Consider the following 12,568-nt stretch of genomic DNA (forward strand, 5'->3'; position numbering starts at 1 on the left):
CCAAGTCGAAGTTCGACAACCGCTACGGTATCCGGCACTCGCTGATCGATGGCATCAACCGGGGCACGGACGTGCTGATCGGCGGCAAGGTCGCGGTGGTCTGCGGCTACGGCGATGTGGGCAAGGGCGCGGCGGAGTCGCTGTCCGGGCAGGGCGCGCGGGTGATCGTGACCGAGATCGACCCGATCTGCGCGTTGCAGGCGGCGATGGATGGCTACCAGGTCAAGACGCTGGAGTCGGCGCTGCCGGAGGCCGACATCGTGATCACCACGACGGGGAACAAGGACGTGGTGATGGCCGAGCACATGGCGCGGATGAAGCACCAGACGATCGTGGGCAACATCGGGCACTTCGACAACGAGATCGACATGGCCGGCCTGGCGCGGTACCCGGGTATCCGGCGGATCAACATCAAGCCGCAGGTCGACGAGTGGGTCTTCCCGGACGGGCACAGCGTGCTGGTGCTGTCCGAGGGCCGGCTGCTGAACCTGGGCAACGCGACCGGGCACCCGTCGTTCGTGATGTCGAACTCCTTCTCCAACCAGGTGATCGCGCAGATCGAGCTGTTCACCAAGCACGAGGAGTACGACAAGGAGGTCTACCGCCTGCCGAAGAAGCTGGACGAGAAGGTGGCGCGCATCCACCTCCAGGCGCTGGGCGGCGAGCTGACCAAGCTGACCAAGGACCAGGCCGAATACATCGACGTCGACGTCGAGGGCCCGTTCAAATCGGAGCACTACCGCTACTGACCGCGTACCGCCACTCTGCGATGCTATCACCGGGGCTTGCCCGTGATAGCATCGCAGTATGCGGCAGATGATCACGCGCATCGACGACGAGCTGCACGCCCGCGTGAAGGCGAAAGCCGAGGCGGAGGGGCGCAGTGTGAACGAGTTCGTCACCGAGCTCCTCAAGGCGGCGGTCGATCGCCCCGAGTCCCGCGCGGAACGCAAGCGACGCCTGCTCGCCGAAGGCAAGATCGTTTCGTTCGCTCCCGAGGGGCCGGTGCCCACCCGCGAGCAACTCGACGAGGTCCTGAAGGGCAGCGGAACCGCCGTCAGTGAGGCCCTGGACTGGTCGCGAGGCAAGTGGTGACGGTCTTCTACGCCGACACCAGCGCGGTCGTCCGGGCGTTCCTCCCCGACGAGCCCGAGCACGAGCAGATGATCGAGCTGCTCCTGGACAACGAAGACCTGGTGCTGACGAGCGAGCTGACACGGGTCGAGTTCGCCAGTGCGATGGCGACCGCGTGGAACAACGGCCGGATCCGCGACACCAAGCTCGCGCTCGCGCGCTTCGACGCCGAAGCCGGTGGGGAGGGCGCGTTGAGCCTCGTCCCGTTCGCGCCGCAGGTGATCATGCCGGCGGCGTACCGGCTGGTGTCCGACCACCACGCGCTCCGGACGCTCGACGCGATCCACCTGGCCGTCGCACTGCACGACACGACCGGACTGGCCGACGGGGAGTCCGTCGTGATGGTCACCCGCGACCAGCGCCAGGCCGACGCCGCGAAGGCGCACGGTCTCGAAGTCTGCTGACCGCCGCCCGATAACCTGGGCGCGTGGGACGGCTGGTGGTCATCGAGGGGCTCGACGGTGCGGGCAAGCGCACCCTGACCGACGGCCTCACCAAGGCACTGCACGACCAGGGCCACACGGTCACCACCCTGTCCTTCCCCCGGTACGGCCGCAGCGTGCACGCCGACCTCATCCACGAGGGCCTGCACCGCCGCCACGGTGACCTCACCGATTCCGTCTACGGCATGGGCCTGCTCTACGCCCTCGACCGCCGCGACGCCGCCGCCGACCTGCGCCGCGACCTGGCCACCCACGACGTCGTCCTGCTCGACCGGTACGTCGCCTCCAACGCCGCCTACGGCGCGGCCCGCCTGCGGCAGCACGCGGACGGCGAGTTCGTCCGGTGGGTGCGCGAGATCGAGATCGACCGCTTCGGCCTGCCGCTGCCGGACGCCCAGATCCTGCTGCGCGTGCCGCCCGCCGTGGCCGCCGAGCGGGCCGAGCGCCGCGCCTCGGGCGTCGCCGGGCGAGCCAAGGACGCCTTCGAGTCCGACGACGACCTGCAGTCCCGCTGCGCCGCCGTCTACGACGAGCTGGCGGCGGTGTCCTGGTTGTCCGGTTGGCACGTGGTGGACGGCGCGGCGGGCGTCGACCACGCCCGGCTCGTCGCCGCGCTCGTCCATCCGGGGTAACGGGCGTGCGGGTCCGTGAGCCGTTCGCAGGGTCGGCCGTCACGAACGGTCTCCGTAGTGCGAATATGTGGTCATGAAGGCACGTGTGTTGGTCGTCGACGACGACCCCGCTCTCGCGGAGATGCTCACCATCGTGCTGCGCGGCGAGGGGTTCGACACCGCGGTGGTGGCGGACGGCTCCCGGGCGCTGCCCGCCCTGCGGGAGCTGAAGCCCGATCTCGTGCTGCTCGACCTGATGCTGCCCGGCATGAACGGCATCGACGTCTGCAAGGCGATCCGGGCCGAGTCGGGTGTGCCGATCGTCATGCTCACCGCGAAGAGCGACACGGTCGACATCGTGCTGGGCCTGGAGTCCGGCGCCGACGACTACGTGGTCAAGCCGTTCAAGCCGAAGGAGCTGGTCGCCCGCGTGCGCGCCCGGCTGCGGCGCACCGAGGCCGAGCCGGCCGAGACGCTGACCATCGGTGACCTGGCCATCGATGTGCCCGGCCACGAGGTGACCCGGGAGGGCAAGTCCATCCCGCTCACCCCGCTGGAGTTCGACCTGCTGGTCGCGCTGGCCCGCAAGCCGCGCCAGGTGTTCACCCGCGAGGTCCTGCTCGAGCAGGTCTGGGGCTACCGGCACGCGGCCGACACCCGCCTGGTCAACGTGCACGTCCAGCGGTTGCGCTCGAAGGTCGAGAAGGACCCCGAGCACCCCGAGGTCGTCCTGACCGTCCGCGGCGTCGGGTACAAGGCGGGCCCGCCGTAACAGCGAAATGAAGCGAAGAGTCCTGGCCTTCGTCCGCGCGGTGCTGCGGCTGGCCCCCCGCGCGGGTGCCTACGCCCGCGGCCGCGCCGTTGCGTTCGGCGTGCTGTGGCGGCGGTCGCTGCAGTTCAAGGTGACCGTGTCGACGCTCGCCCTGTCCTCGGCGGTGGGGCTCGTGCTGGGCATGGTGCTGCAGAACCAGATCACCCAGCGGCTCACCGACACCAAGCGGCAGGCCGCGGTCGCGCAGACCCTGCAGGTCGTGCGCACCGCGGAGAACGAGCTGGTCGGCATCAGCGACCAGGACGCGCTGGCCGACCGGCTGCAGAACGCGCTGAAGAAGATCACCAGCAGCTCGTCGGAGGACCAGGGCACCGCGGCGTCGGCGGCCGGCGCGTTCGAGCCGGTGCTGACCGCGGGCGGGGAGGACTCGACCGACTCGGCCGGCCCGATCACGAAGGTGCCGGACGGCCTGCAGCGGTTCGTCGAGAACAACCAGGTCGCCTGGCAGATCAACACCGACACCGACGCGGACGGCACCCGCACCACCCACCTGATCGTCGGGGCGCCGGTCACCAGCACCGGCCGCCCGATCCAGCTGTACCTGCTGTTCCCGATGACCGCGGAGCAGAGCACCGTCCAGACGGTGCAGAACACGCTGCTGGTCGGTGGCCTGGTGCTGCTCGCGCTGCTGGCCGGCATCGCGAACCTGGTCACCCGCCAGGTCGTGCGCCCGGTGCGGCAGGCCGCGGCGGCCGCGGCCCGGTTCGCGGGCGGTGAGCTGGACGAACGGCTGCCGGTGACGGGCGAGGACGACCTGTCGAAACTCGCCGTGTCCTACAACGAGATGGCCGCGAGCATCCAGCACCAGATCCGGCAGCTGGAGGAGTTCGGCACGTTGCAGCGCCGGTTCACCTCGGACGTCTCGCACGAGCTGCGCACCCCGCTGACCACCGTGCGGATGGCGGCGGACGTGCTGCACGCCTCGCGTGAGCAGTTCCCCGCCGGCCTGGCCCGGTCCACCGAGCTGCTGGTCGACGAGCTGGACCGGTTCGAGGCGCTGCTCGGCGACCTGCTGGAGATCAGCAGGCTGGACGCCGGTGTCGAGGAGCTGGCGGCCGAGTTCATCGACGTGTCGTCGATCGCGCGGCGGGCGGTCGAGCAGGTGCGGGTGATCGCGGGCAACGCGGAGACCGAGATCGAGCTGGCGCTGCCGGAGGAGGAGACGCTCGCCGAGATCGACGCGCGGCGCGTCGAGCGGATCCTGCGCAACCTGCTGGCCAACGCGGTCGACCACAGCGAGGGCAACCCGGTGCGGCTCACGCTGGCGGCGAACGAGCACGCGGTCGCGATCACGGTGCGGGACCACGGTGTCGGCCTGCGGCCCGGTGAGGCGGACCTGGTGTTCAACCGGTTCTGGCGCGCGGACCCGTCCCGCAACCGCCGCACCGGCGGCACCGGCCTGGGGCTGGCGATCAGCCACGAGGACGCGCGCCTGCACGGCGGTCAGCTGGAGGCGTGGGGCGCGCCGGGGCAGGGGGCGTGCTTCCGGCTGACGCTGCCGCGCAAGCAGGGCGAGCCGTTCGAGGAGAGCCCGCTGCCGCTGGTGCCGGACGACGCGCCGGCGACCAACGGCCACCTGCAGGTCGGGCTGCCCACCGAGTACACGATCACGATCGGCGAGATGCGCAAGGAGGACGTGTGAAGCTCCTGCCGCGGCTGTTCGCCCTGCTGGCTTGTCTCGTGCTGGCCGCCGGTTGCGCGAACGTCCCCGAGGAGTCGCAGCCCGTCGCCGTTCCGCAGCAGGAGCTGGGGCAGCCGGTCAACCCGGACGTGCCGCAGCCGGCGAAGGACCTGGATGCGTTGACCGTCGTCCGCGACTTCGTCCGCGCGAGCGCCCAGCCGATCAGCAACAACGCCGCCGCGCGCATGTACCTCGACGAGGCCGCGGGCAAGGCGTGGACGCCCGGCAAGGTCATCACGATCATCGACGACGTGTTCGCGACCGTCCCGGCGAGCGGCGCGGACACCACGGCGAACCCGAACGAGGTCAACGTCGTGCTGCGCGGCACCGGCCTGGGCACGCTGCGTGAGGACGGCGCGTTCATCTCGCTGCGCACGCCGGTCGAGCTGAAGCTGCTGGTGCGGCGGCAGTCCGACGGGCAGTGGCGGATCACGAACCCGCCGCCGAACCTGGTGATGCCCTACAGCGACTTCACCGCGAACTACGTGCGGGTTCAGGCGTTCTTCTTCGCGCAGGACTCGAACACGGTGGTGCCGGACCTGCGGTACGTGGCGGGCAAACCGCAGACCGGGCTGGCCGGGCGCGTGGTCGGGCTGCTGCTGGCCGGACCGTCGGCCAGCCTGGTCGGGGCGGTGCGGAACCTGCTGCCGGAGGACGCGAACACCGAGGGCAACGTGACGACCGCGCCGGACGGTGCGCTCGTGGTGCCGCTGACCGGGGTGGCGGACCAGACGGCGGACGTGCGGCGGCTGATCGCGGCGCAGATCGTGCTGTCGTTGCAGTCGGTGACGACGAACCGGGTGCGGCTGTTGTCCGACGGTGCGCCGCTGGTGGACGGGCACGAGGACTGGGTGCCGAGCGACCTGCCGTCCTACACGGCGCTGGCGTCGCCGAGCGCGGACCAGCCCGGGCTGGTGACGGTGAACGGGCGGGTGCGGTCGCTGGGTGACGGTTCGCTGATCTCGGGTCCGGCCGGGCAGGGCAGCGGCTACCAGGTGGCGAGCGCGGCGCAGTCGATCGACGGCCGTCAGCTGGCGATCGTCGAGTACGCCGATGGGCGGCAGCGGTTGCGGGTGGGCCAGTTCGGGCGGGAGGCCGCGGCGGTCGACCTGGCTGGCGCGACGATGACCCGGCCCACCTGGCGGCCCACGGCCACGGCGGACGGTTCGGGCGAGGTGTGGACCGTCGTGGATGGGCAGACGGTGGTCCGCGCGCTGCGGACGCCGGACGGCAGCTGGGTGCCGCAGGTGGTGAACGCGGACGAGATCCTCCAGGTGGGGCCGATCAGCGTGCTGCGGTTGTCCCGGGACGGCGCGCGGGCGGCGGTGGTCGCCGGCGGGCAGCTGCTGGTGGCGTCCGTGGTGCGCACGCAGGACTCGGTGACGCTGCGCGCGCCGCGGATCCTGCAGGGCGGCACGCTGGGCGGGGTCGTGGACGTCGACTGGCTCAGCCAGGACACCCTGGTCGCCGCGACGACCATGCCGTCACAACCGGTGGTCAAGATCCCGATCGACGGCCTGCGGCTGGACCCGTTCAACATCTCGAACCTGACACTCCCGGTCCACGCGATCACCGCCGCACCGGGCCGGTCGATAGTCGTGGCGGACGACGGAGGCCTCTGGACAGCCTCCGACGTGGGCGAGGTGTGGCGCCCACACCCCCACAGCTTCGGCGGCAACGCGTCACCGTTCTACCCGGGCTGAACTTTTGCCGGGGCCGAACGGCTGGCGGCGCTGTGGGGGATGTGGCGGAGGTGCTTGGGCGGGGCGCGTCTGCGGGCAGGGCGGGTCGCGCTCATCCGGATCCCGCTGCTCTGGAGTATTGCCGCAGGTACTTGGGCTGGGCGAGCGCGCCGACATCCGGCCGGCGGATCGCGTCCGCCCGGGCTGAGCCTGTCCGGTAGAACGGCCGGCGGCGTTTCTGGAGCAGGCGCCAGTTGTGTTCGGCTCGGCGCGCGGGGGTCGTGGGTTCTGCCCCGGGCTGACTCTGCTCGGGCAGGGCGGTGGGTCGGGCTCACCCCGGGGCGATGCCGCACGTGCCGATGGTGTTCGGCTCGGCGGGCGGGTCCCGGGTTCTGCCCGGTCTGAGCGTGCCCGCGCAGAGCGGCGGGTCGCGCTTGCCTGGGGACGATCCCGTCGTTCTGGGTCACGTGCCGGGGGTGCTGGGCTGGGAGAGCACGCCGCCATCCGGCCGGCGGATCGCGTCCGCCTGGGCTGAGCCTGTCCGGTAGAACGGCTGGCGGCGTTTCTGGAGCAGGCGCCAGTTGTGTTCGGCTCGGCGCGCGGATCGGGGGGTCTACCCGAGCTGAGTCTGCCGGGCAGCGGCGGCTCGCCATCACCCCGGGGCGTTTTCGTCTTTCTGAATCACCTGCCGGCGTGCTGGGCGCGAGCACGTCGGTGTCGGCCTGGGGGTGCCGTTCTGCCCGAGCTGGGTCTGCCCTGGCAAAACGCTCGGCCGCGCTCACCCGGGGACGATCCCGCCGATCACGCGCCGGGGCGCTAGTGCTCGGCGAGCGGATCGCCGTTCTGCCCGGGCTGAGCCGGCCCGGGCAGAACGGCGGGTCGCGTCACCGGGGGATGATCTCGCCGCTCTGGATCACGTGCCGGAAGTGCTTCGGCTCGGCGAGTGCGCCGATGTCGGCCAGCGGGTCGCCGTCCACCACCAGCAGGTCGGCGAACGAACCCGGCCGCAGCGTGCCGATCTCGCCCGCCATGTTCACCAGCTCCGCGGCCACCGTCGTGGCGGAACGGATGATCTCCAGCGGCGACTGCACCTCGGCCCGCAGGCGGAACTCGTGGTTCTGGTGCCGGTGCATCCCGCCCAGCAGGTCCGTCCCGTACACGATCCGCACGCCACCCCGCGCGGCCCGCTCCAGCGCGGCCAGCCCGGCGCCCAGCACCTCGTCGACCTTGCGCCAGCTCGCCTCGGGCAGCCCGAACTCGCGGCCCTCCTGCTTGAGCGCCCAGTACGTGACCAGCGTCGGGACCAGGAACGCGTCGTGCTCGCGGAACAGCTCCACGCTGCGGTCGTCGATCAGGTTGCCGTGCTCGATCGACCGCACACCCAGCTCCAGCGCCCGGTTCACGGCCCGCGCGGTGTAGGCGTGGGCGGCGACGTAGCGGTTCGCTGCCTCCGCCTCCTCCACGATCGCACGCAGCTCGTCGGCCGAGTACTGGGTCGAGTCGATGCGGTCGGTGGGCGAGGCGACCCCGCCGGAGGCCATCACCTTGATGTGGTGGGCGCCCTTGCGCAGCTCGTCCCGCGCCGCCTCGCGCACCGCGCCCACCCCGTCCGCGATCCGGCCCAGCCCGGCGCAGCACGGGTGGTCGTCGTGCACGCGGGTGCCGCGGTTGCGGTTGTCGCCGTGACCGCCGGTCTGGCTCAGTGCCCGCCCGCAGAACAACAGCCGCGGCCCGCGGAACAGCCCTTCGGCCTGCGCGTCGGCCAAGCCGTAGTCGGCGCCGGACGCGTCCCGCACCGTGGTGAACCCGCGGTCCAGCATCCGGCCCATGGTGTGGGCGCTCTGCAGGGCCACGTAGGACGGTGCGGTGGACGGCAGCGAGCCCAGGTCCGCGGTCGAGGCGGTGACGTGCACGTGCGCGTCGATCAACCCCGGCAGCACCACCGCGCCGCGCACGTCCTCGATCCGGGCGTCCCCCGCGCTCAGGCCGCGGCCGGTCTCGGCGATGCGGCCGTCCGCGCACCGCAGGTCGCCCTCGGTGTACTCACCCGTCTCCGGATCCAGCAGGGTCGCGTTGCGCAGCAACAGGTTCCCGCTCATCGTGCGTCCACCACCTTCCGCAGGGCCGGGACGGCCAGCGGCGCCAGCTCCACCGCCGCGGCCACCGACGCCTCGTCGTACTTTCCTTCCGCGTCGAGGATGTTCAGTGCGCCCAGCGTCCGGCCGTCGTCGACGACCGGCACGTTGATCACCGCGCCGCAGCCGAGCGACTCGATCAGCCCGGCGTCGGCGAACACCGCCCGCACCGCGTCGCGGTCGGCGCCCAGGTAGGGCTGCTGCAGCTCGACGCACTGCCGGAGCCAGCCCGCGGAGATCTCCACCGTCTTCTCACCGCCGACCGGGTACTGCTCGGGGTGGTTGCTGTACACGCGGCGCATCGCGCGGCGCTCGGGGAACCAGGCGAGCACGGTGAACAGCCGTGCGCCGACGGCCTCCGCCACTCGTTCTTCCACTGTGGACAGATCGGTCACTTGGTCATCTCCTTCGTGGCGGCGACGGGCGCGCCCTCCTCGGTCAGTTCCTCCAGCGAGCGCCCGGCCGTGGACAGGCCGAACACCATCACGCACAGCACGCCGATCGCGAGCACCGCGGTGGTCAGGCCGAACACCCCGCCGAACCCGAGGCTCGCCGCGAAGACGCCGATGATCGAGGGCGCGAGAATGCTGCCGACGCGGCCGAACGCGCTGGACAGGCCGGTTCCGGTGGCGCGGATCCAGGTCGGGAACACCTCGGGCGTGTAGGAGTAGACGCCGGCGTAGGTGCCGTTGAGGAAGAACGACAGCACGGCGCCGGCCAGCGTGATCGACCACGGCGCGTTCATCTGGCTGAGCCAGAACGCACTCACCGCGGAGCCGGTCAGGTACAGCGCGATGGTGTGCTTGCGGTCGAGGCGTTCGGACAGCCAGGCGGCGGAGAAGTACCCGGGCACCTGGGCGAGGTAGATGATGATCGAGAACTCGAAGCTCTTGGTCACCGTGATGCCGCGTTCGATCAGCAGCGTCGGGATCCACGAGAAGAAGCCGTAGTACGAGAACGTGATGACGAACCAGACCGCCCAGATCACCGCGGTGCGACGCGCCATCTTGCGGCTCCACAGGAACTTCAGCGCGGTGAACAGGCCGACCTTCGGCGTCCTGGTGAGCGGTTCGGTGACCGATTCCGGTACCGGCGGCAGGGGTTTGCCGGTGGCCTTCTCGACGTCCCGCTCGATCTTCGCGACCACCCGTTCGGCTTCTTCGGCGCGGCCCTGGGTGAGCAGGAACCGCGGCGACTCCGGCAGCGAACGACGCCACCACAGCAGCAGCACGATCGGCAGCGCGGTGATCACCTGCGCGATGCGCCAGCCCTCGGGCAGCGTGGACACCACGAACCGGCCGAGCAGCGCGGCCGCGACGAACCCGAACGAGAAGAACCCGGCGAGCGCCCCGACGAACCAGCCGCGCCGCTTGGCCGGCACGAACTCGGACAGGAACGGCGCGATGATCGCGCTTTCCGCCCCGGCCCCGGTACCGGCCAGCACCCGCGCCGCCAGGAAGACCTCGTAGTTCGGCGCGAACGCGGCGACCACCGAGAAGACCGCGTAGAAGGCGAGCGCGTACATCATGACCTTCTTGCGGCCGATGCGGTCGCCGAGCAGGCCGGCCGCGATCGCGCCGAAGAGGAACCCGAACGGTGTGGCCGAGCCGATGAGGCCGAGTTCGCCGTTGCTCAGGCCCCAAGCCTCCTTCGCGCTGGGCAGGAGGAACGCGACGACGGCCGAGTCCATGCCGTCGAAGGTGTAGCCGAGCCCGCCGATCAGCAGGAGGAGGTAGTGCGGACGGCTCAGCGGGAGCCGGTCGAGTCGTGCCAGCAGGGTCATGACACGCCTTCCGTTGAGGTCGGGGAGGGATGGTCGGGTCAACATAAACTGCAAATCGGAGAAACTGCAATACGCTTTGCATGGCTGTAACACCTTTCAGGTGGGATACGGTGTGCGCGGCAGGAGGGCTGGCGGTGGCGGACGAGGGTCTCGAGGAGTGGCTGCGCGAGCGGATGCCGCCGCGGGGGTTGCGGCCGAAGTCCGCGGCGGTGGTCGACGTGCTGGTCTCGCAGCCCAGGCAGGCGTCGTTCGGTTCGACGAGTGACCTGGCCCGGCTGGCCGGGGTCAACGTCGCGACGGTCACCCGGACGGCGCAGGCGCTCGGGTTCGCCGGGTGGCCCGCGTTGCAGCAGGAGTTGCGGGCGCGGTACCTGTCGTCGTTGAGCGCGCCCCAGGTCGCCGAAGAGCACCACAGCGCCGGCTCGCCGGCGTCCGCGTCGTTGCGGCGCGACCTCGACAGCCTGGCCCTGGTGAACCGGCGTTTCGACGAGGACGAGATCCGCGCGGTCGCGGAAGCGGTGGCCGCGGCCCGGCGGACGACGGTCATCGCGGACGGCAGCTACGCCGCCGTCGGCATCGCCTTCGCGCACAACGCACGCCTGGCCGGGTACGACGTGCACGCGGTGACCGCGGGGGACGCCGAACTGGCCAACGCCACGGCGAAGCTCACCGCCGACGACGTCCTGGTGGCGATCAGCTTCTGGCGGCTGTACGAGAGCACCGTCCGCGCGGCGAACGAGGCCCATGACCGGGGCGCGCGGGTGTTCGCGATCAGCGATGCCGCGAGCCCGGCCCTGGCGGGTGCCGCCGAGCGGGTGTTGATGGTTCCGGCCGAGGGGGTCACCTTCTTTCCGTCGTTGACCGCGGGAATGGCCCTGGTGCAGGCGATCGTGGCCCAGCTGGCCGCGGTCGATCCGCAGCGCACGAACAGTTCCATCGAGGCGGCCGAGGCGATGTGGTCCCGTTTCGAGTTGCTGCACCGCCGGCCCGTGAGCAGCCGCCACCCGCAGGGCGGTTGAGCGGGTCTTGCCGCCGGGGTGGGGGGTTGTCGCCTGAGGGGTTTGGGCGGTTGCCGCTTTCGGGCTGGGTTGTTGCAGCCTTTGGGGTGGTTGATCGGCTGTTGCCTCTTGGGGTCGGCGAGTGGCGGCCGCTGGTGCCTCCGGGACCGTTGCCTACTGCCTGCCCGTCACTAGCCGGCACCCGGCCGGGCGGCCGCCGCCCTCCAGGCGGGGAGGGTGTCGCCGCCACCACGACGGTTGGGCACCGCCGTTGCGCGGCTGATCCCGCCGTTGGGGCGGCTGATCCCGCCGTTTGGCGCTGCCGCCGCCGCACGTTCGTGCGCGGTGTTACCCGTGCCCGGTGGAGCGTGCTCGCCACGGGTGACGGACGGCGAGTCTTTCGGTCAGCTCGCTGACGTCAGTACCAGTGCTGCGCTCACCTCCCAGCCCGCGGAGGCGAGCGTCCGGGTGCAGGCAGCGATCGTCGCGCCGGTGGTGATCACGTCGTCGAGCAGGACGACCGGTGTGCGGGGTGGTGGGTGGCCCCGTGGATCGAGCCGGAGGCGGCCCGCGAGGTTCTGGGCCCGTTGGTCGCGGTCGAGCCCCACCGCGTCCCGGGCGCGCGACGACAAGCTTAGCGCCGGGGCGACGGCGGCCGCATGGCCTGCCAGGGCCAGGTGCGCGGCGCACCGGCGGGCCAGGCGGAGCAGGTGCGCGCCACCTCGTCGCCGGGACGCCGAGCGGCGGGACGGCGCCGGGACCAGCCACCACGTGCCGTCCGGGGCCGCCCTGGCCTCGGGGAGATGGGGCAGGGCGCCGGCCAGTGCGCGGCCCAGCGGATCGGCCAGGTCGCGCCTGCCGCGCTCCTTGTAGGCCAGCACCAGGCGGCGCGGGGTGCCGCCGTAGGGAGCCAGCGCGTAGACCGGCACCCCGGCCGCCCCGCGGGGCGCCAGGTGCGGGCGCGCGAGTTCGAGCAGGCAGGCCGCACAGCAGGCGGCGCCGGCCACGCCGCAGCCGGCGCACAGCGCGGGGAGGAGCAGGTCGAGGGCAAGGGTTCCGAGGTTCATGCGGAGAGTGTGCGGAGGGGGACCGACAGTTCCGGGCGCTCCGGCGACCAGCGGAGGGGGATTAGATCAAATGGAGCAACGGCCGCGCCGCTGGCAGCGGTGGGGCGGTGGGTGGTGGTCGCCTGGTCCTGGGCCTGGAGGTGGGGCCGGTGGCTGCGTCGGTCAGGGGCGGGAGTCGAGGTGGTGGCGGCGTGTCTCGGGG

The 12,568-nt window shown here is 71.7% G+C and carries 12 protein-coding genes; 8 read left to right on the plus strand and 4 right to left on the minus strand.

The annotated features are described in order from the left end of the window. From D0D15_RS33530 to D0D15_RS33560, 7 genes are all read left to right on the plus strand, one after another. Positions 1-749: adenosylhomocysteinase (locus D0D15_RS33530; protein WP_115945032.1), on the plus strand; the 749-nt coding region annotated here is incomplete at its 5' end. Positions 750-807: 58 nt separating this feature from the next. Further along, positions 808-1,095 (plus strand): toxin-antitoxin system HicB family antitoxin, encoded by a 288-nt coding sequence (locus D0D15_RS33535; protein ID WP_094008929.1) that lies wholly within the window; start codon positions 808-810, stop codon positions 1,093-1,095. Continuing rightward, on the plus strand, positions 1,092-1,538 hold the full coding sequence (locus tag D0D15_RS33540) for a type II toxin-antitoxin system VapC family toxin (RefSeq protein ID WP_233157539.1): 447 nt from the start codon (positions 1,092-1,094) through the stop codon (positions 1,536-1,538). The genes D0D15_RS33535 and D0D15_RS33540 overlap by 4 nt, the downstream gene beginning before the upstream one ends. A gap of 23 nt (positions 1,539-1,561) precedes the next feature. Further along, positions 1,562-2,209, plus strand: coding sequence for a dTMP kinase (locus D0D15_RS33545; protein ID WP_115945033.1), 648 nt, complete (start codon positions 1,562-1,564; stop codon positions 2,207-2,209). Between the two features lie 73 nt (positions 2,210-2,282). Next, positions 2,283-2,960: an MtrAB system response regulator MtrA gene (mtrA, locus tag D0D15_RS33550; RefSeq protein ID WP_094008932.1), complete on the plus strand. Its 678-nt coding sequence runs from the start codon at positions 2,283-2,285 to the stop codon at positions 2,958-2,960. A 7-nt stretch (positions 2,961-2,967) separates the two neighbouring features. Then, a complete protein-coding gene (gene mtrB / locus D0D15_RS33555) occupies positions 2,968-4,662 on the plus strand; it encodes an MtrAB system histidine kinase MtrB (RefSeq protein WP_233157540.1) in 1,695 nt (564 codons plus the stop codon). Beyond that, on the plus strand, positions 4,659-6,404 hold the full coding sequence (locus tag D0D15_RS33560; protein ID WP_094008934.1) for an LpqB family beta-propeller domain-containing protein: 1,746 nt from the start codon (positions 4,659-4,661) through the stop codon (positions 6,402-6,404). Before mtrB ends, D0D15_RS33560 begins: the two co-directional genes overlap by 4 nt. 863 nt (positions 6,405-7,267) lie before the next feature. Here the strand turns inward: D0D15_RS33560 and D0D15_RS33565 are convergent. The 3 genes from D0D15_RS33565 to D0D15_RS33575 are packed head-to-tail and all read right to left on the minus strand — an operon-like array spanning position 7,268 to position 10,301. Beyond that, positions 7,268-8,482: a metal-dependent hydrolase family protein gene (locus tag D0D15_RS33565; protein WP_115945034.1), complete on the minus strand. Its 1,215-nt coding sequence runs from the start codon at positions 8,480-8,482 to the stop codon at positions 7,268-7,270. Beyond that, positions 8,479-8,913 (minus strand): GAF domain-containing protein, encoded by a 435-nt coding sequence (locus D0D15_RS33570; protein ID WP_094008936.1) that lies wholly within the window; start codon positions 8,911-8,913, stop codon positions 8,479-8,481. The genes D0D15_RS33565 and D0D15_RS33570 overlap by 4 nt, the downstream gene beginning before the upstream one ends. Continuing rightward, the gene (locus D0D15_RS33575) at positions 8,910-10,301 is read right to left on the minus strand and encodes an MFS transporter (protein ID WP_094008937.1); all 1,392 of its coding nucleotides are present in this window, start codon (positions 10,299-10,301) and stop codon (positions 8,910-8,912) included. Before D0D15_RS33575 ends, D0D15_RS33570 begins: the two co-directional genes overlap by 4 nt. A 173-nt stretch (positions 10,302-10,474) precedes the next feature. On the opposite strand from D0D15_RS33575, the gene D0D15_RS33580 reads away from it, so the two are divergent. After that, positions 10,475-11,320 (plus strand): MurR/RpiR family transcriptional regulator, encoded by an 846-nt coding sequence (locus tag D0D15_RS33580; RefSeq protein ID WP_233157541.1) that lies wholly within the window; start codon positions 10,475-10,477, stop codon positions 11,318-11,320. A 383-nt stretch (positions 11,321-11,703) separates the two neighbouring features. On the opposite strand, the gene D0D15_RS33585 is transcribed toward D0D15_RS33580, so the two are convergent. Further along, positions 11,704-12,366: a ComF family protein gene (locus tag D0D15_RS33585; protein ID WP_115945035.1), complete on the minus strand. Its 663-nt coding sequence runs from the start codon at positions 12,364-12,366 to the stop codon at positions 11,704-11,706. Between the last annotated feature and the right edge of the window lie 202 nt (positions 12,367-12,568).

Origin of the sequence: Amycolatopsis thermalba (genome assembly GCF_003385215.1) — a bacterium.
Classification (GTDB): domain Bacteria; phylum Actinomycetota; class Actinomycetes; order Mycobacteriales; family Pseudonocardiaceae; genus Amycolatopsis_E; species Amycolatopsis_E thermalba.